The organism is Streptomyces sp. SCA2-17 (assembly GCF_044336695.1).
Map to the genome: position 1 here is coordinate 2,028,287 of NZ_CP117521.1, position 23,697 is coordinate 2,051,983.

Consider the following 23,697-nt stretch of genomic DNA (forward strand, 5'->3'; position numbering starts at 1 on the left):
CGGGCCGCCCGGAGAGCCGCCCCGCCGGCCGCCCGCCAGCAACGCCTCGATCTCCTCCCCCGTCGGCATCGCCGACGAGCACGACAGGCGCGAAGCCACCAGCGCCCCCGCCGCGTTGGCGAACCGGAGCGTGCGTTCCAGGGGCCAGCCGGCCAGCAGACCGTGGCACAGCGCACCGCCGAAGGCGTCGCCCGCCCCGAGCCCGTTCACCACGTCCACCTCCACGGGCGGCACTTCCGCCGTCGTCCCGTCGCGGTGGACGGCGAGGACGCCCTCGGGGCCCCGCTTGACCACGGCGAGTTCGGCCCCGGCGCCGAGCAGCGCCCGCGCCGCGGCGTACGGCGCGCGCTCGCCCGTGGCGACCTCGCACTCGTCGGCGTTGCCGACGGCGACCGTGGCGTGGGCGAGGGCCGCGGCGTAGTGCGGCCGGGCGGCGGCCATGGCGGCCGGGCCCGTACGCCCGCCGTGCCCCGACGCGCCGCCCTCGCCGCCCCAGAACAGCGGCCGCCAGTCCAGGTCGAGGACCGTGACGCCGCGCCGCCCCCGCGCCGCGAGCGCGGCCAGCGTCGCGGTCCGGCTGGGCTCCTCGCACAGCCCGGTGCCGGTCGCCCAGAAGATCCGGGCGGCCCGGATCGCGCCGAGGTCAAGCTCGTCGGCGTGGATCTCCAGGTCGGGCGCCTTGGGGCGGCGGTAGAAGTAGAGCGGGAAGTCGTCCGGCGGGAAGATCTCACAGAACGTCAGGGGCGTCTGGTACGCGGCGACGGGCGTCACCCACCGGTCGGCCACGCCGAAGCCGCGCAGAGCGTCGTGGAGGAAGTCGCCGAAGGGGTCCGCGCCCGTGCGGCTGATGAGCGCCGCGCGCCGGCCGAGCCGCGCCGCGGCGACCGCGACGTTCGCGGGCGAGCCGCCGAGGAACTTGCCGAAGCTCTCGGCCTTCGCCAGCGGCACCCCGGTCTGCAAGGGGTAGAGGTCCACGCCGACCCGGCCCATGGCGATCAGGTCGAAAGACGTACGCGCACGCGGGTGACTCGAGTGGCTCGGGTGGCTCATCGGCGCCCTTCCTGCTTCCAGCTTCCTGCTTCCTGCGGATCCGGCCCGGGTCATTGTCCTTACATATAGACGCGAGCGGAAGACATCTTGACGTAACGTCCGTATGTCAGGACGTAGCCTTGACACTCCCCCTTACCGCGGGGAAGCTACGGGCAACCCAGCCCCTCGCCCGAGGAGGAGCCCGATGCCCGCTCCCGACGCGTCCGCGAACCTCCCCTCACCGCACCGGATCCGGGTCGGCTCCGCCCCCGACTCCTGGGGCGTCTGGTTCGCCGACGATCCGGCCCAGCTGCCCTGGCGGCAGTTCCTGGACGAGGTCGCCGACGCGGGCTACGAGTGGATCGAGCTGGGCCCGTACGGCTATCTGCCCACCGACCCGGCCCGGCTGCGCGACGAGACGCAGCGGCGCGGCCTCACGGTCTCCGCCGGCACGGTCTTCACCGCGCTGCACCGCGGGCCGGACACCTGGGAGGCGACGTGGGCGCACGTCGCGCCCGTCGCGGAGCTCACCGCCGCGATGGGGGCGCGGCACCTCGTCGTCATCCCCTCCTTCTGGCGCGACGACAAGACCGCCGAGCTCGTCGAGGACCCCGAGCTGACCGCGGATCAGTGGCGGCAGCTCACCGCCGGTATGGAGCGGCTCGGCCGCGAGGTCCGCGAGCGCTACGGGCTCGGGATCGTCGTCCACCCGCACGCCGACACGCACCTCGACACCGAGGCGCACGTCGAGCGCTTCCTGGACGCCACCGACGCGTCGCTGGTCGCCCTGTGCCTGGACACGGGGCACTACGCGTACTGCGGCGGCGACAGCGTCAAGCTCATCGAGACGTACGGGGAGCGGATCGGCTACCTCCACCTCAAGCAGGTGGATCCGGAAGTCCTCGCGGACGTCCGCGCCAAGGGGACGGCGTTCGGGCCCGCCGTCCGGCAGGGCGTCATGTGCGAGCCCCCGCGGGGCGTTCCCGCGCTGGAGCCGGTCCTCGCCGCGGCCTCCCGGCTGGACGCGGACCTGTTCGCCATCGTGGAACAGGACATGTACCCGTGCCCGCCGGACCGCCCCCTGCCCATCGCGCGGCGCACGCGGGGCTTCCTGCGCGGCTGCGGCGTCTGAGACCGGGAGACTTGCACGCATGAATGAGGCAAGCGGAGGCGGGCGCGCGCTCGGCGTCGCGGTCATCGGCACGGGCCGGATGGGCTCCGACCACGTCCGGCGCCTCGACCGGGTCATCAGCGGGGCGCGTGTCAGCGCGGTCATAGACGTCGACGGCGAGCGCGCCGAGCGGATCGCGGACGGCGTCCCCGGCTGCACCGCGTACACCGACGCGGCCGCCGCGATGGACGCCGGCGACGTGGACGCCGTGCTCATCGCCTCGCCCGGCCCCGCGCACGAGGCGGCGCTGCTGGACGCCTTCGCGCGGGACCTGCCCGTGCTGTGCGAGAAGCCGCTCACGCCCGGCGCGGAGTCCGCGCTGCGGGTGATGGAGGCCGAGGTCCGGCTCGGGCACCGGCGGGCGCAGGTGGGGTTCATGCGCCGCTACGACACGGAGTACGTGCAGCTGAAGGCGCTCCTCGACGGCGGCGGGCTCGGGCGGGCCCTGATGCTCCACTGCCGGCACCGGAACGTGGCCACGCCGCCGGGCTTCACCGAGGCGATGATGATCAACGACTCGGTGGTGCACGAGATCGATGCCACGCGGTGGCTGCTGGGGCAGGAGATCACGGCGGTGAGCGTGGTGAAACCGGCTCCCTCGCCGGCCGCGCCGGAGGGCCTGAGCGACCCTCAGCTGGTCCTCCTGGAGACGTCCGGCGGCGCCGTGGCCGACGTCGAGGTCTTCGTCAACTGCGGCTTCGGCTACCAGGTGCAGTGCGAGGCGGTCGGCGAGCGCGGCAGCGCGCGGCTGGGCGACGCGCACGGCCTGTACGTGAACGCCGCCGGCCGCTGGGGCGGCGCCATCGCCCAGGACTACGTGGACCGCTTCCGCGAGGCGTACGACCGCGAACTCCAGCACTGGGTCGACGCGTCCCGCCGCGGCGTAACAGAGGGCCCGAGCGTCTGGGACGGCTACGCGGCAGCGGCAGCCTGTGAGGCAGGCGTCCGAGCCCAGGCATCGGGCACCCGAACAGAGGTCACCCTGACGCCGCGCCCGTCCCTGTACGCATGACACTGCGTGCCACCGTCGCCTTTCCGCAAGCTGCGCGCGGGCGCCTGCCCTCATCCCGCCCCCGACGATCAGCCACCCATGCGCAGACCGGCGGTACCGAACCAGCTGGATGCCGCACGGCACCGCCGAACACCCCGGCGGGGGTTGCGCACCGTCGCGGCGGGATTTTCCTCACCTGCGGCGAGATCCGCGGGACACCGCAGACTCCCGCACACACCTGCCGGGCAGCACCCCTTCGTCCCGCCGCAACGGCGATCAGCCACGACGACGGAAACCGGCGGTGCCGAACCGGCAGCTGCCGCACGGCACCGCCGGGCACCCCGGCGGGGGTTCGGCGCCGTCGCGGCGGGACTTCCTCGCCCGGCGGGGGCGGCAGGGCCCCGCGCCCGACGGGCAGCGCCCCCTCTCCCCCGCCGCAACGGCGAGCAACCACGACGACGGAGACCGGCGGTCCCGAACCGGCGGAGGTCGTACGAACACGCGAGGACGGAGTCAGACGCATGCGGATCGGAGTGGTCGGGGCCGGGCGGATCGGGGCGCATCATGCTGAGGTGCTCGCCTCGCTCGGCGGCGTCGAGGAACTCGTCATCGCGGACACCGACCCGCACCGCGCAGCGGACGTCGCCACGCGCGTCCGCGCCCGTACCGCCCCCTCCCCCGAGGCCGTGTTCGGCGCCGGCGTCGACGCGGTCGTGATCGCGGCGACCACCGCGGCCCACCCCGCCCTGATCGCGAGCGCGGCCCGCGCCGGCCTCCCCGCGTTCTGCGAGAAGCCCGTCGCCCTCGACATCCCGGGCACGCTGCGCGCGCTCCGCGAGGTGGACGCGGCGGGCGCCCTCCTGCAACTGGGCTTCCAGCGCCGCTTCGACGCCGGATTCCTCGCGGCCCGCACCGCCCTCCGCTCAGGCCGCCTCGGCCGCGTGCACACGATCCGCGCCGTCACCTCCGACCCCGCGCCCCCGCCCGCCGCGTTCCTGGCGCGCTCCGGCGGGCTGATCCGGGACTGCCTGGTGCACGACTTCGACGCCGTCAGGTGGCTGACGGGCCGCGAGGTGACGGAGGTGTACGCCCGCGGCGCGACCGGCGGGGCGTCCGCGGCCGTCTTCGAGGAAGCGGGCGACGTGGACACCGCCGCCGTCCTCCTCACCCTCGACGACGGCACGCTCGTCACGGCGACAGCGACCCGCTGCAACGGCGCGGGCTACGACGTCCGCATGGAGCTGTCGGGCGAGCGCGACCAGTGGGTCGTCGGCCTGGACGCCGTACGCCCGCGACATCGGCCGAACCGGCCGGCCCGCCCCCGCCCGCACGCCCCTGGACCGGCTTCCTGGAGCGGTTCGCCCCCGCGTACCGCGCCGAGCTGGCCGCCTTCCTCCAAGCCGCACGCGGCGAGGCCCCCAACCCGTGCCCCGGCCGCGAGGGGCTGCACGCCCTGCTGGTGGCCGAGGCGTGCGAGACGTCCCGGCGGGAGAACCGCCCGGTGCGCGTCACGGCGGCGGACGCGGCAGCGGACCGGCCCTGACGCCGGCCGGCGCTCGAAGCAGCGTCATACGCCCGTCACAGGCGTCACGTTCCCGCCTCCCTTCCGTCACAGCCGTACCACGGCGCCGCATCAGCGGTCACTCTCCGTCGTTCACCGAACAACAGTCGTGGTGATCGACAAGGCCGCGTCGCAGCTCCCCCGACGGACCCCCCTCCGTCGCTGCGACGCAGCGGAGAGGCGCGAGATGACTGACCGTCGACTCTGGTCCTACAAGGAGATCGCAGCGCACATCGGCGTCCAGACCGATACCGTGCGGACCTACCGCAAGCACGGGCTGCTGCCCAAGCCCGACCACACCGAGGGCGGCAAGCCCTACTGGTACGCGGACACGGTCCGCGCCTGGGTGGCGAGCCGCCCGGGCAACCGTGCCCGGCGCGATCCGAAGAACTGACCCCCACCCCTCCGGCCCCGGACCGTCACGGTCCGGGGCCCCTGCCATTCCCGTCCCGGCCCTCTCCGTCTTCGCTCCCTGCCCCTCCCGGAATACCCCCAGGGGGTAAGCTGTTCCCCTACAGCGCCACGATCGATCTTCCTTAGGAGAACCGTCATGAGCTCCCAGCCCACCGCCACCACCACCGTCTACCGCGTGACCGGCATGACTTGCGGCCACTGCGAGTCCGCCGTGAAGGAGGAGCTCTCCGCCCTGGCCGGCGTCACGTCCGTGCAGGCCGTGGCCGCCAGCGGCGAGGTCACCGTGGTCTCCGCGGCCCCGCTGGACGAGGAGGCCGTGCGCGCCGCGGTGGACGAGGCGGGCTACGAGCTCACCGGCCGCGCCTGAGCCGACCCCCGGCCCCGGCCCGGCGAGGCGCGCCCCGGCGCGCAGAACCGCACCCCAGTCCGACACGTAACCCACATAAGTGACACAACACCCACACAAGCGGGACCTTGCCCGACTGCGCCCGTTATGGCAGGAGACCTAGATCACAGCAATGGCAACGTAACCATTGCGGGGGGTCGTGGGTCTAACCGGGCAGTGCTGGATCGTCTTGGGGGACGGTACCGGCCACGCGTGGCCGGGGCACGTACTCCGGGGAGCTTTGAGCGGCCCTCCCGTACGTACGCGTCCCGGCAGATCGCGTCGGCTGCGCGCACCGAGGCTCCCGGCCGGATCCCGTGGGGGGAATCCGTACCGGGGAACGGGAAGCGCCCCGCTCCGACCCGTGGGGGGATCGGTGGCGGGGCGCTTTTTCCAGGCCCGTGCGCCCATGCGAAAAGCCCTGAGAGCCATGGCGGCTCTCAGGGCTTTTGCCGGCTACGGGGCCGGACGGCCGCGCCGTCGGCCCTCGGACCTCAAGGCCTCAGACCTGAGGCCTCAGACTTCGGGCCTCAGGCGCGGCGGCAGCGCGTCAGGCGCGCTCGGGCAGGTCCCGCTCGACGACGCCGGTGTAGATCTGGCGCGGACGGCCGATGCGGGAACCCGGCTCCTTGATCATCTCGTGCCACTGCGCGATCCAGCCCGGAAGGCGGCCGAGCGCGAAGAGCACGGTGAACATCTCGGTCGGGAAGCCCATGGCCCGGTAGATCAGACCCGTGTAGAAGTCCACGTTCGGGTAGAGGTTGCGCGAGACGAAGTAGTCGTCGGAGAGCGCGTGCTCTTCGAGCTTCAGCGCGATGTCGAGCAGCTCGTCGGACTTGCCGAGCGCCGAGAGGACATCGTGCGCCGCCGCCTTGATGATCTTCGCCCGGGGGTCGAAGCTCTTGTAGACGCGGTGCCCGAAGCCCATCAGGCGGACGCCGTCCTCCTTGTTCTTCACCTTGCGGATGAAGGAGTCGACGTCGCCGCCGTTGGCGCGGATGCCCTCGAGCATCTCCAGCACCGACTGGTTGGCGCCGCCGTGCAGCGGGCCCCACAGGGCGTTGATGCCGGCGGAGATCGACGCGAACAGGTTGGCCTGCGAGGAGCCCACCAGACGCACGGTCGACGTGGAGCAGTTCTGCTCGTGGTCGGCGTGCAGGATCAGCAGCTTGTCCAGGGCGCTGACGACGACCGGGTCCAGCTCGAACTCGGCGGCGGGCACCGAGAACGTCATGCGCAGGAAGTTCTCGACGTAGCCGAGGTCGTTGCGCGGGTAGACGATCGGGTGGCCGATCGACTTCTTGTACGCGTACGCCGCGATCGTCGGCAGCTTGGCGAGCAGCCGGATCGTGGAGAGGTGGCGCTGCTTCTCGTCGAACGGGTTGTGGCTGTCCTGGTAGAAGGTCGACAGCGCGCTGACCACGGAGGACAGCATGGCCATCGGGTGGGCGTCGCGCGGGAAGCCGTCGAAGAACCGCTTGACGTCCTCGTGCAGCAGGGTGTGCTGGGTGATCTCGCCCTTGAAGGTCTCCAGCTCGCCGGCCGACGGCAGCTCGCCGTTGATCAGCAGGAAGGCGGTCTCGAGGAAGGAGCTGCGCTCGGCGAGCTGCTCGATCGGGTAACCCCGGTAGCGCAGGATGCCCTGCTCACCGTCGAGGTAGGTGATCGCGGATTTGTAGGCGGCGGTGTTGCCGTAACCGGAGTCCAGGGTCACCAGACCGGTCTGGGCGCGGAGCTTGCCGATATCGAAGCCCTTGTCGCCGACGGTGCTGTCGACCACCGGGTAGGTGTATTCGCCGTCCCCGTACCGCACTACTACAGAGTTGTCGCTCACGTCATCCCTCACCGACGTTGTGCCTCTTCTTCGAGGTGCCCTGACTACCCCTACCTTCCCCCATTTGGACGATGCACGTGCACTCGGGGTCGGCCATAGGGCCTAAAGACGGCACTCAGTGCCGCCCAGCCTGGCCATACTGCCCCCTTCGCCCCGGTTGGTAAACCGATGAGAGACGAATCCCACCCCGGATCCGCGCCCTCCAGGGCCCCTTCGAGGCCTCTCCGGGCCGAAAAGGGACCATCCAGCCCTTCACAAAACCTCCCCGATCGTCCTCACATTCCCAGCCGGTGATCGAGCGCGGTACACCTCCTGCCTGCGGATACGGTCCGTACGGCCTGCCCGAGCGCCTTCCGCGAGCCCACCAGCACCACCAGCCGTTTTGCCCGGGTCACCGCGGTATAGAGCAGATTGCGTTGCAGCATCATCCACGCACCGGTGGTGACGGGGATCACCACGGCCGGGTATTCGCTGCCCTGCGAGCGGTGGATGGTCACGGCGTAGGCGTGCGCGAGCTCGTCGAGTTCGTCGAAGTCGTAGCCCACTTCCTCGTCCTCGTCGGTGCGCACGGTGAGCCGCTGCTCGACGGCGTCGAGGCCGGTGACGACGCCCACCGTGCCGTTGAAGACCCCGTTTTGCCCCTTTTCGTAGTTGTTGCGCACCTGGGTGACCTTGTCGCCGACGCGGAAGACCCGGCCGCCGAAGCGCTTCTCGGGCAGGTCGGGCCGGGCGGGCGTGATCGCCTGCTGGAGCAGTCCGTTGAGGGTGCCGGCGCCGGCCGGGCCGCGGTGCATCGGCGCCAGCACCTGGACGTCCCGGCGGGGGTCGAGCCCGAACTTGGCGGGGATGCGCCGGGCCGCCACGTCCACGGTGAGCCGGCCCGCCTCCTCGGTGTCCTCCTCGGCGAAGAGGAAGAAGTCCGTCATCCCGTGAGTGATGGGCGGCGCCCCGGAGTTGATGCGGTGCGCATTGGTGACCACGCCGGACTGCTGCGCCTGCCGGAAGATGCGGGTGAGCCGGACGGCGGGGACGGGGCTGCCGGGGGCCAGGAGGTCGCGCAGCACCTCCCCGGCGCCCACGGAGGGCAGTTGGTCCACGTCGCCGACGAGGAGCAGGTGGGCGCCCGGCGGCACGGCCTTGACGAGCTTGTTGGCCAGCAGCAGGTCGAGCATGGACGCCTCGTCCACGACCACGAGGTCGGCGTCCAGGGGGCGGTCCTTGTCGTACGCGGCATCGCCGCCGGGCTTGAGCTCCAGGAGCCGGTGCACGGTGGACGCCTCGGCGCCCGTGAGCTCGGAGAGCCGCTTCGCCGCCCGCCCGGTGGGGGCCGCGAGGACCACCTTGGCCCCCTTGGCGCGGGCCAGTTCGACCACGGAACGGACGGTGAAGGACTTGCCGCAGCCCGGCCCGCCGGTGAGCACGGCGACCTTGCTGGAGAGCGCGAGCCGGACCGCGTCCCGCTGCTCGGGGGCGAGCTGCGCGCCCGTGCGGCCCGCGAGCCAGCTCAGGGCCCGGTCCCAGTCGACGTCCTGGAAGGCGGCGAGCCGGTCGGCGCCGTCGCCGAGCAGCCGCTTCAGCTGCCCGGCCAGGGAGAGTTCGGCGCGGTGGAAGGGAACGAGGTAGACGGCGGTGACGGGCTGCCCGTCCTCGGCGCCGGGGACCTTCTCGCGGACCACCCCCGCCGCCCCTTCCCCGTTCTCCTCCGCCGCCAGCTCGGCGAGGCAGTCGATGACGAGCCCGGTGTCCACCTGGAGGAGCTTCACGGCGTCGGCGATCAGCCGCTCCTCGGGGAGGTAGCAGTGGCCCTGGTCGGTGGACTGGGAAAGGGCGTACTGGAGGCCGGCCTTGACCCGCTCGGGGCTGTCGTGCGGGATGCCCACGGCCTGGGCGATGCGGTCGGCGGTGAGGAAGCCGATGCCCCACACGTCGGCGGCCAGCCGGTAGGGCTGATTGCGGGTGACGGAGATGGAGGCGTCCCCGTACTTCTTGTAGATGCGCACGGCGATGGAGGTGGAGACCCCGACGCCCTGGAGGAAGACCATGACCTCCTTGATGGCCTTCTGCTCCTCCCAGGCGGCGCCGATCAGCTTCGTGCGCTTCGGGCCGAGGCCGGGGACCTCGATGAGGCGGCCGGGGTCGCTCTCGATGACGTCGAGGGTGTCCGTGCCGAAGTGCTCGGTGATGCGGTCGGCGATGCGCGGGCCGATGCCCTTGATCAGGCCGGAGCCGAGATAGCGGCGGATGCCCTGGATCGTGGCGGGCAGGACCGTGGTGTAGTTCTCGACGGTGAACTGCCGTCCGTACTGCGGGTGGGAGCCCCAGCGGCCCTCCAGGCGCAGCGACTCCCCCGGCTGCGCGCCGAGGAGCGAGCCGACCACCGTGAGGAGGTCGCCGCTGCCGCGGCCGGTGTCGACGCGCGCGACCGTATAGCCGCTCTCCTCATTGGCGTAGGTGATCCGCTCCAGGACACCTTCGACGACTGCCATCTGGACCATGCACCGACGGTACCGGGGCGCTCCGACAACGGTTCGAGGCTGTGGATAACTCCGGGCGCACCGGGTGCACGGCAACGCAGAGGGGCCCGGTCCGACGACCGGGCCCCTCGTATCCCCCCAAAACCGGCTTCCTCCGAATCCCCCCGGATCCCTCCCCAGGAAGCCCGATGCCATGTACGACCCACCCGGGCCGCAAAGGGTTGCAATGCTTTCAAGGAGTTATTCTTCCGTTACCCTTTGTGCGATTTCAGGGTCTCCGGCTACCTCGGGTCGAGCAAGCACATACCGAAGGTAACGTTCCAGCGTCTCCGCAAGGACTTCCGCTCCATCCCTGGCCCACAGCCGCGGACTGAAGATCTCGGCCTCCACCGGACCCCGGTAGCCCGCCGCGATGGCCTGTTCGAAGAACCGGCGGAGGTCGATGCAACCGTCGCCGAGCTGGCCGCGGCCGAGCAGCGCCCCTTCCGGCAGCGGCGTGACCCAGTCGGCGAGCTGGAGGGCCGCGATCCGGCCGCTCTCCCCCGCCCGCGCGAGCTGCCCGGGCACGGTGTCGTCCCACCACAGGTGGTAGCTGTCGGCCACGACGCCGACCTGGTCGGCGGGGAACCGCTCGGCCAGGTCGAGGGCCTGACGGAGCGTGGAGACGACGCTGCGGTCGGAGGCGTACATGGGGTGCAGCGGCTCGATCGCGAGCCGGACGCCGTGCCCGGCCGCGTACGGGGCGAGCCCGGCGAGCGCCTCCGCCACCCGCTCGCGCGCGCCGGGCAGGTCACCCGAGCCCGGGGGCAGCCCGCCCGGGACGAGGACGAGGACGGGCGCCCCGAGCTCGGCGGCCTCCTCGACGGCCGCCCGGTTGTCCGCGAGCGCGGCCGCCCGCGCCGCGGGCTCGGGGGAGGTCAGGAAGCCGCCGCGGCACAGACTGCTGACGCCCAGTCCGTGCGCCCGCACGAGCCGCCCGGCCGCGGCCGCCCCGTACTCCCGCACGGGCCCGCGCCACAGCCCCACGTACCGCACCCCCGCCGCCGCGCACCCCGTCGCGAGCTCCGGCAAGGACCACTGCCGGACGGTCTGCTGGTTGAGGCTGAAGCGCGCGAGGCCGGTCACGGCTCCACCCCGTGGACGGCCAGCAACTGACGCATCCTGGCCTCGGCGAGACCGGGGTCGGGGAAGAGGCCGAGGCCGTCGGCCAGCCGGTACGCGCGCGCGAGGTGCGGCAGGGAGCGCGCCGCGTGCCCGCCTCCCGCCATGGTGAAGTGGCCCTGGTGCCCGGCGAGCCACGCGAGCAGCACGATTCCCGTCTTGTAGCAGTGGGTCGGCGGTGCGAAGAGGTGACGGGCCAGCGGGACGGTGGGGTCCAGGAGGGCGCGGAAGCGGCCCCGGTCGCCCCGGTCGAGCGCCCGCACCGCGTGGGCGGCGAGGGGCGCCAGCGGGTCGAAGACACCGAGCAGGGCGTCGCTGTGGCCGCCGGCGCCGCCCTCGACGAGGTCCGGGTAGTGGAAGTCGTCGCCCGTGTAGCAGCGCACCCCGGCGGGCAGCCGGCGGCGCAGGGCGCGCTCGCGCTCCGCGTCCAGCAGTGACACCTTGACGCCGTCGACCTTTTCCGGCCGGGCGGCGACGACGTCCAGGAGGGTGTCCGCGGCGGCGTCCGGGTCGGTGCTGCCCCAGTAGCCCTCCAGGGCGGGGTCGAACGCCGGGCCCAGCCAGTGCAGGATCACGGGCCGCGCGCTCTGCCGCAGCAGGGTGCCGTAGACGTCGCGGTAGTCGTCCGGGCCGGCCGCGGCGGCGGCGAGGGCCCGCGAAGCCAGCAGGACGGCCTGGGCACCCGCCGCCTCCACCAGTTCCAGCTGTTCCTCGTAGGCGGCGGTGACGGCCGCCGGAGTGCCGTACGGGGGCGTGAGCTGGTCGGTGCCGGCCCCGCAGACGATGCGGCCGCCGGCGGCCTTCGCCTCCGCGGCGGAGCGCCGGATCAGCTCGGCCGCGGCGGGCCAGTCGAGGCCCGCGCCGCGCTGGGCGGTGTCCATCGCCTCGGCGACTCCCAGGCCGTGCGCCCACAGGTGGCGGCGGAAGGCCAGGGTGGCGTCCCAGTCGAGGGCGGCCGGGCCGTGAGGCGTGGTGTTCCCCAGGGGGTCGGCGACGACGTGGGCGGCGGCGAGGACGGCGCGGGAGGCGGGCGGCGGTCCGGGCGCGAGGTCCAGGGACCGGCCCGTGGGCTCGTACGGGCGCAGCCGCCCGCCGGCGCCGGGCAGGCGGATCACGGGGCGGTCACCTGCCAGTGCATCCGGCGGCCTTCCCGGGCCGACGTCCGGGCCAGGCTCGCGAGCCGTACGCCGCGGGCGCCCGCGCGCAGGTCGTAGGGCCAGGGCTCGTCCAGGGCGACGTGCCGCAGGAACAGCTCCCACTGCACCTTGAAGGCGTTGCCGAACGGCTCGTTGTCGGGGACCTCCTGCCATTGGGCGCGGAAGTCGCCGTCCGTGGGGACGTCGGGATCCCAGACCGGCTTGGGGGTGACGGAGCGGTGCTGGACGCGGCAGTGGCGCAGCCCGGCGACGGCCGAGCCCTTGGTGCCGTCGACCTGGAACTCCAGCAGCTCGTCGCGGTGGACGCGCACCGCCCAGGAGGAGTTGAGCTGGGCGACGACGCCGCCCTCCAGCTCCATGATCGCGTAGGCGGCGTCGTCGGCGGCCGCGCGGTAGGGCTTGCCGCTCTCGTCCCAGCGGTGCGGGATGTGGGTGGTGACGTGGGCCTGCACGCTCCGCACGGGGCCGAAGAGGTCCCGCAGGACGTACTCCCAGTGGGGGAACATGTCGGCGGTGATGCCGGCGTCCGCGTCACGGTAGTTCCAGGAGGGGCGCTGGGCGGGCTGCCAGTCGCCTTCGAAGACCCAGTAGCCGAACTCTCCCCGTACGGACAGGACGCGGCCGAAGAAGCCGCCGTCGACGAGCCGCTTGAGCTTGCGGATGCCGGGGAGGAACAGCTTGTCCTGGACGACGCCGTTCTTCACGCCGGCCGCCGCGGCGCGGTCGGCGAGGTCCAGCGCCCCGCCCCAGTCACAGGCGACCGGCTTCTCGCAGTAGACGTGCTTGCCCGCGTCGATGGCCTTGCGCAGGGCCGGTTCGCGGGCGGAGGTGGCCTGGGCGTCGAAGTAGACGTCCACGGCGGGGTCGGACAGGACGGTGTCGAGGCCGGTGGTCCACCGGTCGAACCCGTACCGTCCGGCGAGCTCCTTCAGGCGGGCCTCGCTGCGGCCGACGAGGACGGGTTCCGGCCACAGGCGGGTGCCGTCGCCGAGGTCGAGGCCGCCCTGCTCCCGCAGGGCGAGGATCGAGCGGACAAGGTGCTGGCGGTGCCCCATGCGGCCCGTGACGCCGTTCATGGCGATCCGCAGGGTTCTGCGTGCGCGCATCGTGCGTTCCCCCCTTCTGCCGTACGGGGAAGCATTTCCCGCGTGCTCCGGGGGAACCCGTTCCCCATGAAGCTCGCTTTCTCCACGCTCGGAGTGCCCGGACTGCCCCTGCCGGAGGTGGTGCGGCTGGCCCGCGCGCACGGCTGGGACGGCGTGGAGCTGCGGGCGCACCCGGAGGAGCCCGTGCACCTCGGGTGCGGGCCGCGGGAGCGGGAGGCCGCGGCCGCGGAGTTCGCCGGGTCGGGTGTGGAGGTCCTGGCCGTGGCGGGCTACGCGCGGGTGGCCTCCACGGGGGACGACGCTGCCGTGCTGAGCGAGCTGAGCGGGCTCGTGCACCTGGCGGCCGATCTGGGGGCGCGCTACGTACGGGTCTTCCCCGGCGGGGGCGAGCTGCCCGCGGAGGAGGCGGACGCGACGGCGGCCCGGCGGCTGGGGGCAGTGGCGCCGCTGGCCGCGGACCGGGGCGTGCACGTGCTGCTGGAGACGCACGACTCGCACCGCCGGGCCGCGGACGCCGCCCGGGTCCTGGGGCCCGTGGGGCACTCCCACGTCGGCGCCCTGTGGGACGTCCTGCACACCTGGCTGGGCGGCGAGTCCCCCGCGGTGAGCCTGCCGGTGCTCTCCCCGCACCTGGGCTACGTCCAGGTGAAGGACGTCGCCTCGGCGGAGGACCTGACGCCGCTGCCACTGGGGGCGGGGGTACTGCCCCTGGGCGACTGCGTACGGGCGCTCACCGCGGCGGGCTGGGACGGCTGGCTGTGCTGGGAGTACGAGAAGCGCTGGCAGCCGCAAGCGGCAGACTTCGGGCAGCTCGCGGGGCCGGGGGCGGAGTACTTGCGGGGGCTGCTCGCCGCCGCCCGCCCAGTGCCGTGACGCCCACCCCGGACACCAGCAGCACCGCCGCGCCCCAGCGCAGGGGGCTCACTCCCTCCCCGAGGACGAGTGCCGCCGACGACATGCCGAAGACGGGCACCAGCAGGCTGAAGGGCGCGACGGCCGAGGCGTCGTAGGTGCGCAGCAGGAAGCCCCAGGCGCCGAAGCCGAGGACGGTGGAGACCCAGGCGACGAAGAGGATCGCTCCGGCACCGCTCCAGTCGAGGGACCTCAGCGCTTCGGCGTCCGCCTGCGGGCCCTCGAAGAGGAGGGAGAGCAGCAGGAGGGGCAGGACGGGGACGGTGCTCACCCACACCATGAAGTTCAGCGCGTCGGGCGGCGCCGCCTTGCGGGTGATGACGTTGGAGACGCCCCACATGGCCGCGGCGACGACGATGAGGGCGAAGCCGAGGAGCGGCCCGGACGTGCCCTCGTCGACGGCCGTCACGGCGATGCCCGCGAGGGCGGTGCCCATGCCCAGCAGCCGGGTGCGGCCGAGGCGTTCGCCGAGGACGGCCGTGGCGAGCAGGGCGGTGAAGACGGCCTGGATTTGGAGGACGAGCGAGGACAGGCCGGCCGGCATCCCCAGGTGCATGCCGGTGAACAGGAGCCCGAACTTGCCCACCCCGAGGACGAGCCCGACGGCGGCGATCCAGCGCCACCGCACCTGCGGGCGGCCGACGAGGAAGACGGCGGGGACGGCCGCCGCGAGGAAGCGCAGGGCGGAGAAGAGCAGCGGCGGGAAGTGGTCGAGGCCGACGTCGATGACGACGAAGTTGACGCCCCAGACGGCGGCGACGAGGACGGCGAGGGAGAGGTGCAGGGGACGCATACGGGCAAGCCTCGCCGCCCCGACCCTGTAGCACCAGCACAGGTTCCTTCATGATGGGATTCAGCAACGCTGAAACGACAACGCTGAATCGAGAGGGGGGCGTTCGGTGCTGGATCTGGCACGCCTGCGGGCGCTGCACGCCGTGTCGGTGCACGGTTCGGTGAGTGCGGCGGCCACGGCCCTGGGCTACACCCCGTCGGCCGTCTCGCAGGCCGTCACCAAGCTGGAGCGGGAGACGCGGACGGCGCTGCTGGAGCGCCGCGGGCGCGGCGTGGCGCTGACCGACGAGGGTCGGCATCTGGCCTCGACGGCCCAGCAGTTGCTGGCGCTGGTCGAGCGAGCGGAGACGGAGCTGGAGGAGCGGCGCGGGCAGCCCGCGGGCCGGCTGGTCGTCGGGGCGTTCCCGTCGGCGGCGCGCGGCCTGCTGCCGGGCGTGCTCGCCCGCCTCGCGCGCGAGCACCCCGCGCTGGACGCCCGCCTGCTGGAGATCGATCCCCACCTGTCGGTCGACCTGGTCTCCCAGGGCGTCCTCGACCTGGCCGTCGTCCACGACTGGGACATCGCCCCGCTGGCCCCTCCGGAGGGCCTGGAGCAGGTGCTGATCGGCGAGGACCGGTGCGACGTCCTGGTGCCGGAGGGGCATCCGCTGGCCGGGCGGGCGATGCTCGACCGGAGCGACCTGCCGCACCAGCGCTGGATCTGCCAGCCGCCGGGGACCGTCTGCCACGACTGGCTGGTGCGCACGCTGCGCGCCGACGGGCACGAGCCGGACCTCGCCTACCAGGCCGCCGAGAACCACACCCACATCGCGCTGGTCGCCGCGGGCCTCGGCATCGCCCTCATGCCGCGCCTGGGGCGGGGCCCGCTGCCCGAGGGCGTCCGGGCCGTGCCGCTGGACCCGGTCCCCGTGCGGCGGCTCTCCGCCCTGTGGCGCACGGGTGCCGCCCGCCGGCCCGCGATCACCGAAACCGTCCGCACGCTGCACGAGCAGTGGCCCCTGAGGACGTTCTGAAGCCTTGCATCACTCGTTTAAATCGTATGATGCAGCCTCGGCGAGAGGGCTGCACACATGACGGTGGACACCAAGGAACGGCTGATCCGTGCTGCGGACACCGTGCTGCGGACGCACGGCTACGCCAAGTCCAGCGCGCGGACGATCGCCAAGGAGGCGGGCGTCAACTCGGCGCTGGTCTTCTATCACTTCGGGGGCGTCGACCCGCTGCTGTTCGCCGCGCTGGACCGTTCCTCCGCCGAGCGCATGGAGCTGCTCACCGACGCCGTCGCGGGCGCCCGCACGCTGGAGGACCTGGTGGACGCGGGCACCCGCGTCTACCGCAGCGACATCGAGGCCGGGCACCTGACGCTGTTCTCCGAGCTCGTCGCCGCGGCCGTCGCCAAGCCGGAGCTGCGCGAGGAGATCCGGGTCCGGGCGGAGCCGTGGATCGCCTTCGTCGAGCAGACGCTGGAGCGGGTCATCGGCGGGACGCCGCTCGCCCGCCTCACCCCGCCGCGCGACCTCGCCAACGCCGCGATCACGTTCTACCTCGGGGTCAACCTCTTCACCGTCCTCGACAGCGACCGCTCGCGCACGGAGTCGGTGTTCGCGATGGCCCGGAGGCTCGCGCCGCGCGCGCGGCTGCTGACCCGCCGGCTGCCCGGCCTCGGCGCGAAACGGCGCGCGCACGACTGACGTGCGCCCCGGTGCGGAACCGCTCCGGGGCGCCGCCCGTCCAAGGGCCGTGCTGCCGTCGTACCCCCCGCAGAGCGGTGTCGGCCCGCGCCGCCGGCCGGTTGCTGACCTCCCTCTCCGCCGCCTGCGGCGGGCAGCACGCCGTCGTCGGCGCGCCCCCTGTCCTCTCTGCGCCGACGGCGGGCAAAACTGCGGGAATCCTCTGCCGGGGCGCGTCCGAGGCGCACGCACCCCGGCGTACGCCCGGCGGAACGCGCCCGCACACGCATCGTTTCCACCGCCGCCGCGCGCCCCGCACGTCTGGCGTGCGCCGGGCCCGGGGCGCCAGGCTGGAGCGCATCGGGGGGACGGGGGTCACCATGCGGCCACGCGCGCCGCGGACGGCGCTGCTCGCGCTCATGCTCGCCGCCACCTGCACGGCGGGGGCGCTGACCGGCTGCCGCACGGGCCGGCAGCCCGCCGCCACCGCGGGAGCGGCCGCGGCCGGGGCCCACGCCCGCCCAGGGCGCGATCCGGCGTTCCTGGCCCGCGGAGAGTGCGCGGGGCGCGCCGCCGGCTCGTTCACCGAGGTGTCCTGCCGGAGACCGGACGCCGACGCCCGGGTCCTCGCCCGCTACAACGGCCCCCGCTCCGGCGGCCCGCGCTGCCCCGACGAGACCGACTTCGTCCTGCACATCAACGCCCTCGACCAGGGCACCTCGGAGGAGAGCAGCGCGCCCGAGGGCTACGCCTGCATGCGCAACCTCCAGCCGCCGCACCCGGGCGACCCGGGCATGGGCGGCGGCCCCCTGACGGTCACCGGCGACTGCCTGTACACCCAGCGGGACGGGGTGGTGAAGGAGACCGCGTGCGACGGCTCGGGGGCCCGTGCCCCCGAGTACCGCGTCACGACGGAGGTCGGCGCGCGCCGGGAGTGCCCGCCCTCGACCGACCTGTACGTACAGGTGGGCGGCGGGGCTCCCGTCGGGTGCGCCCGCCGCCTGTCCTGACCCGCTGTCCCGCCGGGTCCGGGTGGTCTACGGCCGCAGGCCCTTGCGCGGCTCGACGAGCGGCTTGTCGAGCTTCGCGTCGTACGTGGCGAGCGGTTTGGCGTGCGAGGCGTCCGCGGTCACCGCGGCCGGGGCGACGCCCGCCCACTCCAGCACCTTGGCCGTGGCCTTGGCCCGCTCGTCGGCGACCAGCTGGGCGATGTTGGAGCCGTGGTTGCCGCCGGGCGCGTAGAAGCGGTAGTCGTCCCGCGCGGCCGCGTTCCTGCCGAGGCGGAACGGCTCGCTGCTCCACGGGTCGTTCTGCCCGTAGACGAAGAGCATCCGCTTGCTGTCCTCGCGCACCCAGCGGTCGATGTCCGCCATCGCGTTGCGCTTGAACGTCATCGGGATGTCCCGCGGCACGTAGGCGCGCGGCTGGACGGCGTCCGGGTACCGCAGCAGGCCCTTCAGGTGCGGGTACTTGACCGTGGGCGCGCCGAGCTCGGTGCCCGCCTGGTAGTAGTACGGCGTGAAGCGCTCCAGGCCCTGGTCGGTGTAGCCGTCGAAGCCCGAGACCGCGTCGATGAACTTGTACAGCTCGTCGGTGGAGGCGTTCGTGGCGGGCACGGTCGCGCACTCGCTCTGCAGGTGGTACTGCCAGAACGAGTAGACCAGGTCGAGGACGACGTTCTCGTAGGCCTTGTCGGCGTTGCCGATGACCTTGAACGTCTTGCCGTTCTCGCCGGCCCACTTCTGGTAGCGGGTGACGATCTCGCCGCGGCGCAGCAGCGCCTGGCGCTGCACCGAGTTCAGCTGGTTGCGGCAGGCCTGGTCGCCGACGTCGGCGAAGAACCGGTCGTAGGCCGAGTCGTCGTCGTTGTTGACGTCGTTGGGCGCGACGTAGGCGACGGTGCCGTTCATGTCGTTCGGGTAGAAGCGGCGGTAGTACGTGGCGGTCATGCCGCCCTTGCTGCCGCCGGTGGCCAGCCAGTTCTTGCCGTAGAGCGGCTTGAGGGCGGCGTAGAGGCGGTGCTGGTCGCTGGCCGCCTGGTAGATGTCCAGCTTCGACCAGTCGGCGGGCTGCGGCCGCGACGGCGTGAAGAACCGGTACTCCAGCGACACCTGGTTGCCGTCGACGATGCGGGCGGGCTCGCTCCGGCCCGGGCTGGTGCTGACGTTGTAGCCCGAGGTGAAGAAGACGGTCGGCCGGGCGGTCGACTTGTGCAGCAGCGTGAAGCGCTGCTGGAACGTTCCCTTGGCCGGGTTCCGGTGGTCGACGGGCTGGTCGTAGGTCAGCACGAGGTAGCGGTAGCCCTCGTAGGGCTTCTCCTCGACCAGCTTCATCCCCGGAATCTTCAGGACGCGTTCCTTGATGTCCGGCTCGGTGGTTGCCGCTGCTGTCGCGGTGCCGCCGGCGCCGACGGTGCCCGCGAGCACCGTCAGGGCCAGCAGCCATCTGAATGCCTTACGCACTCACCCTCCCCTGGGTCGCAAAGTCCGCCGCGAACCTACCGGGGGGCAGACCGGCGCACCAGCCCCTTTCCGTCAGCCGGGCACCAGAACTCCCTTGCCGCGCGCGCGTCCCCTCAGGCGGCGGGGCCGGCGTATCAGGCGGTGCGCTTGGCGTACGTGATCATCACGACGCCGTTGCCGAAGGAGCGGGTCCCCTTGAGGTCGTAGCGCTCCGGGGCGAACTCCGCCGCGAACAGGGGGATGCCCTTGCCCGCCACGAACGGGTTGACCTTGACGACGATCTCGTCGATCTCGTCCCGCAGCTGGCCCGCGAGGCTCGCCCCGCCGCACAGCCAGATCCCCTTGCCCTCTTCCTGCTTGAGGCCGCGGACCAGCTCCACCACGTCGCCGGAGAAGACGGTGACCGCGGGGTCCGGGCTGGTGGTGAGGGACTTCGAGACGACGTACTGCCGCAGGTGCGGGTACGGGCTGGTCATGCCGATCGACAGGCCGGGCTCGTAGGTGTTGCGGCCCATCAGGACCGTGTCGAAGTCCCGGTTGTCCGGGCCGAGTCCGACGGCCTCGCGGCCGCGTGCGGAGACCGTGTCGGGGTAGCTCTCGACCAGGGCGGAGACGTACGCGTCGTCCAGGATCGACATCATGAAGCCGAACTCGTCGTCCGGGCCGGCGATGAAGCCGTCGATGGTGGTGGCGATGAAGTACGTGAGCTTGCGCATGGGGTCCCCCCGCTCGGTACGAAGTGCCTCGTCAAGGCCTGCCGGGCGCCAACGTACCGGGCGGGGAGCGCCCGGGCCTAAGCCGGCACCGCCTCGCCCGTGAACGTCCGCCACAGCTCCGCGTAGCGCCCGTCACGGGCCAGCAGCTCACTGTGCGTGCCGTCCTCGGCGACGCGGCCGTGGTCGAGGACCACCACCCGGTCCGCGCGGGCCGCCGTGGTCAGCCGGTGGGCGACCACGAGCGTCGTGCGACGCCCGGCCAGCCGCTCCGTGGCCTGGTTGACCAGCGCCTCGGTGGCCAGGTCGAGCGCGGCCGTGGCCTCGTCCAGCAGCAGGACGTCCGGGTCGACGAGCTCCGCGCGGGCCAGGGCGATCAGCTGGCGCTGGCCGGCGGAGAGGTTGCGGCCGCGCTCGGTGACCGCGTGCAGATAGCCGCCGTCGAGCGTGGCGATCATGTCGTGCGCGCCGACCGCCCGCGCCGCGGCCTCCACCTCGGCGTCGGTGGCGTCCGGCCGCCCGTAGGCGATCGCGTCGCGCACCGTGCCGGGGAAGAGGTAGGGCTCCTGCGGGACGACGCCGAGCCGGTGCCGGTAGCCGGTGGGGTCGAGCTCGCGCAGGTCGTGCCCGTCCACGAGGACGGCGCCGCTCGTCGGGTCGTAGAACCGCGCCACCAGCTTGACGAGGGTCGACTTGCCGGCGCCGGTCTCGCCGACGAACGCGACGGTCTGGCCGGCCGGGATCGTCAGCCGGATCCCGGACAGGGCGTGCTCGCCGTCGCCGTAGTGGAAGGCGACGTCGTCGAAGACGATCTCGCCGCTGAGCTCGCGCACCGCGCGCGGCCGCTGTGCCACGGGCGTGGTCGTCGGCTCGCGCAGCAGGTCCTGCACCCGGCCGAGCGAGACGGTGGCCTGCTGGTAGCCGTCGAAGACCTGCGACAGCTGCTGCACGGGAGCGAAGAACAGGTCGATGTAGAGCAGGTAGGCCACCAGCGCGCCCGCGGTCAGCGTGCCGTCGCTCACCCGGCCGGCGCCCACGATCAGGACCGCGGCGGCGGCCACGGACGACAGCAGCTGCACGAACGGGAAGTAGACCGATATCAGCCACTGGCCGCGCACCCGCGCCTGCCGGTAGGACCGGCTGCGCTCCGCGAAGCGCCGGGCGCCCGCCTCCTCGCGCCGGAACGCCTGCACGATGCGCAGGCCCGCGACGCTCTCCTGGAGGTCGGCGTTGACGAGCCCCACGCGCTCGCGCGCCAGCTCGTACGCCTTGACGCTCTGCCGGCGGAAGACGACGGTGCCCACGACCAGCAGGGGCAGCGTCGCGAAGACCACGAGGGCCAGTTCCACGTCGATGACGAGGAGGGCGACGAGGATGCCGAAGAAGGTGAGGACGGAGACGACGGCGGTGACCAGACCGGTCTGGAGGAACGTCGACAGGGCGTCCACGTCCGTCGTCATCCGCGTCATGATCTTGCCGGTGAGCTCGCGCTCGTAGTAGTCGAGGCCCAGCCGCTGGAGCTGGGCGAAGATCTTCACGCGCAGCGCGTAGAGGATGCGCTCGCCCGTACGGCCGGTCAGCCGGGTCTCCGCGACCTGGGCGGCCCACTGGCCCGCCACGACGAGCAGGGCCAGCCCCGAGGCCGCCCAGACCGCTCCCAGGGCGAGCTGCTGGACGCCCTTGTCGATGCCGTGCCGGATCAGGACGGGCAGCAGCAGGCCGGCGACGGCGTCGACGGCCACGAGCAGCAGGCTGAGGAGGAGCGGCGCGCGGAAGCCGCGCAGCAGCTGCCGCAGCCCGTACGCCTCCTCGGGGCGCGCGGCCTGCTCCTCGTCCACGCCGGGGGTGTCGTCCGCGGGCGGCAGCGCGGCCACCTTGGCGAGCAGTTCGGGGGTGGCGGGCATCCCCGTGACACCGTCGGCGGAGCCGGAGGGCTCGTTCTTGCGCACCCATAGGGCGGGAGTGACGCCGTTGACCACAGGGTGCGGATGTCCTGCGGCCGGTGCCGCCGCGGCGGCTCGCGCGGAGGGCACCTCCTCGTTCACGTGCGGTGCCTGGCCCGCCGGGTCCTTCACGACGCCCGCGAGCTCACCCGGGTCCGTCAGCAGGGCGCGGTACCGCTCGCAGCGCTCCTCCAGCTCCTCCGCCGTGCCGATGTCCACGAGCCGGCCGCCGTCCAGCACGGCGATCCGGTCGGCGAGCGCCAGCGTCGACGCGCGGTGGGCGATGAGCAGGGTCGTGCGGCCCGCCATGACGCTGCGCAGCGCCTCGTGGATCTCGTGCTCCACGCGCGCGTCGACCGCGGACGTGGCGTCGTCCAGGAGGAGCAGGCGCGGGTCGGTGAGGATCGCGCGGGCGAGGGCGACGCGCTGGCGCTGGCCGCCGGAGAGGGTCAGGCCCTGTTCGCCGACGGCGGTGTCGTAGCCGTCGGGGAGCGCGCTGATGAAGCCGTCCGCCTGGGCGGCGCGCGCGGCGGCGCGGATCTGCTCGTCGGTGGCGTCGGGGTGCCCGTAGGCGATGTTCTCGCGGATGGTGTCGGAGAACAGGAAGCTGTCTTCGGGCACGAGGCCGATGGCGGCGCGCAGCGAGGGCAGGGTGAGGTCGCGGACGTCGTGGCCGCCGACGCGCACGGCGCCGCCGGTGACGTCGTAGAAGCGCGGCAGCAGCAGGGAGACGGTGGACTTGCCGCTGCCGGAGGCGCCGACGACGGCCACGGTCTCGCCGGGCTCGATGCGCAGGGAGAAGCCGTCCAGGACGGACCGGGCGGGGTCGTAGCCGAAGGAGACCTTGTCGAACTCGACGGTGGCGGGGGCGTCCGCGGGCAGTTCGTGGGCGTCCGGGCGCTCCTGGACGACGGGCTCGGTGTCGACGAGTTCGAGGACGCGCTCGACGCCGGCGCGGGCCTGCTGGCCGACGGTGAGGACCATGGTGAGCATCCGCACGGGGCCGACGAGCTGGGCGAGGTAGGTCGAGAAGGCGACGAACGTGCCGAGGGTGATCTGGCCGCGGGTGGCCATCCAGCCGCCGAGGGCGAGCATGGCGACCTGACCGAGGGCGGGGACGGCCTGGAGGGCCGGGGTGTAGCGGGAGTTGAGGCGCACGGTGCGCAGGCGGCCGGCGAAGAGCCTGCGGCTCACCTCGCGGAGCTTGGCGGTCTCCTGCTCCTCCTGCCCGAAGCCCTTGACGACGCGTACGCCGGTGACGGCGCCGTCCACGACGCCGGCGACGGCCGCGGCCTGTCCCTGGGCGTACCAGGTGGCGGGGAAGAGCCGGGTGCGGCTGTGCTTGGCGAGGAACCACAGCGCGGGGGCGACGGCCAGGGCGACGACGGTCAGGAGCGGGGAGAGGGCCACCATCACGACGAGCGAGATGGCGAAGAGCATGAGGTTGCCGATCATCATCGGCAGCATGAAGAGGAGGCTCTGGATCAGCTGGAGGTCGCTGGTGGCCCGGCCGACGACCTGTCCGGTGGACAGCTCGTCCTGGCGGCGGCCGTCGAGCCGGGCGATCGCGGCGTGCATCTCGGTCCGCAGGTCGTGCTGGACGTCGAGGGCGAGCCGGCCGCCGTAGTAGCGGCGCACGTACGTCAGGCCGTAGACGACTACGGCGGCGGCTATGAGGAGCGCGGCCCAGGGGGCCAGGGGGCGCTGGTGCGAGCCGATCACGTCGTCGATGATCAGCTTGGGTATGAGGGGCACGAGCGCCATGACGGCCATGCCGGCCAGCGAGGAACCGAGGGCGAGGAGCACCGCGGTGCGGTAGCGCCAGCAGTAGCCGGCGAGCCGCCTGGCCCATCCTTGACCTGTCGTGTCCTTCGCCGCTGCCACCCGAGCCTCCTGCGCTGCCGCTCTCGTCCTGCTGACGG

General features: G+C 73.1%; 16 protein-coding genes and 3 pseudogenes. 9 read left to right on the forward strand and 10 right to left on the reverse strand.

Annotation, left to right across the window (positions count from 1 at the left end; translation table 11 throughout):
* Positions 1-30 precede the first annotated feature (30 nt).
* A pseudogene (gene iolC / locus PS271_RS09025) lies at positions 31-1,050 on the reverse strand (5-dehydro-2-deoxygluconokinase); the annotation flags it as partial.
* A gap of 184 nt (positions 1,051-1,234) precedes the next feature.
* Here iolC and PS271_RS09030 point away from each other — a divergent pair.
* From PS271_RS09030 to PS271_RS09050, 5 genes and pseudogenes are all read left to right on the forward strand, one after another.
* Entirely contained in the window at positions 1,235-2,161 is a 927-nt protein-coding gene (locus PS271_RS09030; RefSeq protein ID WP_398381454.1) for a sugar phosphate isomerase/epimerase family protein, read from the forward strand.
* 19 nt (positions 2,162-2,180) lie between these two features.
* A complete protein-coding gene (locus PS271_RS09035; RefSeq protein ID WP_398381455.1) occupies positions 2,181-3,212 on the forward strand; it encodes a Gfo/Idh/MocA family protein in 1,032 nt (343 codons plus the stop codon).
* 500 nt (positions 3,213-3,712) lie between these two features.
* A pseudogene (locus PS271_RS09040) lies at positions 3,713-4,734 on the forward strand (Gfo/Idh/MocA family protein).
* Between the two features lie 205 nt (positions 4,735-4,939).
* The gene (locus PS271_RS09045; protein WP_194960169.1) at positions 4,940-5,146 is read left to right on the forward strand and encodes a helix-turn-helix transcriptional regulator; all 207 of its coding nucleotides are present in this window, start codon (positions 4,940-4,942) and stop codon (positions 5,144-5,146) included.
* Positions 5,147-5,302: 156 nt separating this feature from the next.
* A complete protein-coding gene (locus PS271_RS09050; protein ID WP_398381456.1) occupies positions 5,303-5,533 on the forward strand; it encodes a heavy-metal-associated domain-containing protein in 231 nt (76 codons plus the stop codon).
* Between the two features lie 568 nt (positions 5,534-6,101).
* Here the strand turns inward: PS271_RS09050 and PS271_RS09055 are convergent.
* From PS271_RS09055 to PS271_RS09075, 5 genes are all read right to left on the reverse strand, one after another.
* The gene (locus PS271_RS09055) at positions 6,102-7,385 is read right to left on the reverse strand and encodes a citrate synthase (protein ID WP_398381457.1); all 1,284 of its coding nucleotides are present in this window, start codon (positions 7,383-7,385) and stop codon (positions 6,102-6,104) included.
* 275 nt (positions 7,386-7,660) lie between these two features.
* A complete protein-coding gene (gene recD2 / locus PS271_RS09060) occupies positions 7,661-9,880 on the reverse strand; it encodes an SF1B family DNA helicase RecD2 (RefSeq protein ID WP_398381458.1) in 2,220 nt (739 codons plus the stop codon).
* 219 nt (positions 9,881-10,099) lie between these two features.
* Entirely contained in the window at positions 10,100-10,984 is an 885-nt protein-coding gene (locus PS271_RS09065) for a sugar phosphate isomerase/epimerase family protein (RefSeq protein ID WP_398381459.1), read from the reverse strand.
* Positions 10,981-12,135 carry a DUF993 family protein gene (locus tag PS271_RS09070; protein WP_398381460.1) on the reverse strand — a complete coding sequence of 385 codons (1,155 nt, stop codon included), beginning with the start codon at positions 12,133-12,135 and terminating at the stop codon, positions 10,981-10,983. The genes PS271_RS09065 and PS271_RS09070 overlap by 4 nt, the downstream gene beginning before the upstream one ends.
* Positions 12,132-13,283 carry a Gfo/Idh/MocA family protein gene (locus tag PS271_RS09075; RefSeq protein ID WP_398381461.1) on the reverse strand — a complete coding sequence of 384 codons (1,152 nt, stop codon included), beginning with the start codon at positions 13,281-13,283 and terminating at the stop codon, positions 12,132-12,134. The genes PS271_RS09070 and PS271_RS09075 overlap by 4 nt, the downstream gene beginning before the upstream one ends.
* 66 nt (positions 13,284-13,349) lie before the next feature.
* Here PS271_RS09075 and PS271_RS09080 point away from each other — a divergent pair.
* Positions 13,350-14,024 (forward strand): annotated as a pseudogene (locus PS271_RS09080) (sugar phosphate isomerase/epimerase family protein); the annotation flags it as partial.
* Here PS271_RS09080 and PS271_RS09085 read toward each other — a convergent pair.
* Entirely contained in the window at positions 14,014-14,988 is a 975-nt protein-coding gene (locus PS271_RS09085) for an EamA family transporter (protein ID WP_398381462.1), read from the reverse strand. The pseudogene PS271_RS09080 and the gene PS271_RS09085 sit on opposite strands and share 11 nt — an antisense overlap.
* Before the next feature lie 106 nt (positions 14,989-15,094).
* On the opposite strand from PS271_RS09085, the gene PS271_RS09090 reads away from it, so the two are divergent.
* The 3 genes from PS271_RS09090 to PS271_RS09100 all read left to right on the forward strand — a co-directional run bounded on the left by PS271_RS09090 (position 15,095) and on the right by PS271_RS09100 (position 17,667).
* Entirely contained in the window at positions 15,095-16,000 is a 906-nt protein-coding gene (locus tag PS271_RS09090; protein ID WP_398381463.1) for a LysR family transcriptional regulator, read from the forward strand.
* A gap of 57 nt (positions 16,001-16,057) precedes the next feature.
* Positions 16,058-16,678 (forward strand): TetR/AcrR family transcriptional regulator, encoded by a 621-nt coding sequence (locus tag PS271_RS09095; protein ID WP_398381464.1) that lies wholly within the window; start codon positions 16,058-16,060, stop codon positions 16,676-16,678.
* Between the two features lie 359 nt (positions 16,679-17,037).
* Positions 17,038-17,667: a hypothetical protein gene (locus tag PS271_RS09100; RefSeq protein ID WP_398381465.1), complete on the forward strand. Its 630-nt coding sequence runs from the start codon at positions 17,038-17,040 to the stop codon at positions 17,665-17,667.
* A gap of 27 nt (positions 17,668-17,694) precedes the next feature.
* Here the strand turns inward: PS271_RS09100 and PS271_RS09105 are convergent, their stop codons facing one another.
* From PS271_RS09105 to PS271_RS09115, 3 genes are all read right to left on the reverse strand, one after another.
* Positions 17,695-19,119 (reverse strand): S28 family serine protease, encoded by a 1,425-nt coding sequence (locus PS271_RS09105; protein ID WP_398381466.1) that lies wholly within the window; start codon positions 19,117-19,119, stop codon positions 17,695-17,697.
* Positions 19,120-19,253: 134 nt separating this feature from the next.
* Positions 19,254-19,835 (reverse strand): dihydrofolate reductase family protein, encoded by a 582-nt coding sequence (locus PS271_RS09110; RefSeq protein WP_398381467.1) that lies wholly within the window; start codon positions 19,833-19,835, stop codon positions 19,254-19,256.
* 77 nt (positions 19,836-19,912) lie between these two features.
* On the reverse strand, positions 19,913-23,659 hold the full coding sequence (locus PS271_RS09115) for an ABC transporter ATP-binding protein (RefSeq protein ID WP_398381468.1): 3,747 nt from the start codon (positions 23,657-23,659) through the stop codon (positions 19,913-19,915).
* Between the last annotated feature and the right edge of the window lie 38 nt (positions 23,660-23,697).

Coding starts and splice junctions, on each gene's coding strand:
- PS271_RS09030 (WP_398381454.1), top strand. CDS start 1,235: ATGCCCGCTCCCGACGCGTCCGCGAACCTCCCCTCACCGCACCGGATC.
- PS271_RS09035 (WP_398381455.1), top strand. CDS start 2,181: ATGAATGAGGCAAGCGGAGGCGGGCGCGCGCTCGGCGTCGCGGTCATC.
- PS271_RS09045 (WP_194960169.1), top strand. CDS start 4,940: ATGACTGACCGTCGACTCTGGTCCTACAAGGAGATCGCAGCGCACATC.
- PS271_RS09050 (WP_398381456.1), top strand. CDS start 5,303: ATGAGCTCCCAGCCCACCGCCACCACCACCGTCTACCGCGTGACCGGC.
- recD2 (WP_398381458.1), bottom strand. CDS start 9,880: ATGGTCCAGATGGCAGTCGTCGAAGGTGTCCTGGAGCGGATCACCTAC.
- PS271_RS09075 (WP_398381461.1), bottom strand. CDS start 13,283: ATGCGCGCACGCAGAACCCTGCGGATCGCCATGAACGGCGTCACGGGC.
- PS271_RS09085 (WP_398381462.1), bottom strand. CDS start 14,988: ATGCGTCCCCTGCACCTCTCCCTCGCCGTCCTCGTCGCCGCCGTCTGG.
- PS271_RS09095 (WP_398381464.1), top strand. CDS start 16,058: ATGACGGTGGACACCAAGGAACGGCTGATCCGTGCTGCGGACACCGTG.
- PS271_RS09100 (WP_398381465.1), top strand. CDS start 17,038: ATGCGGCCACGCGCGCCGCGGACGGCGCTGCTCGCGCTCATGCTCGCC.
- PS271_RS09110 (WP_398381467.1), bottom strand. CDS start 19,835: ATGCGCAAGCTCACGTACTTCATCGCCACCACCATCGACGGCTTCATC.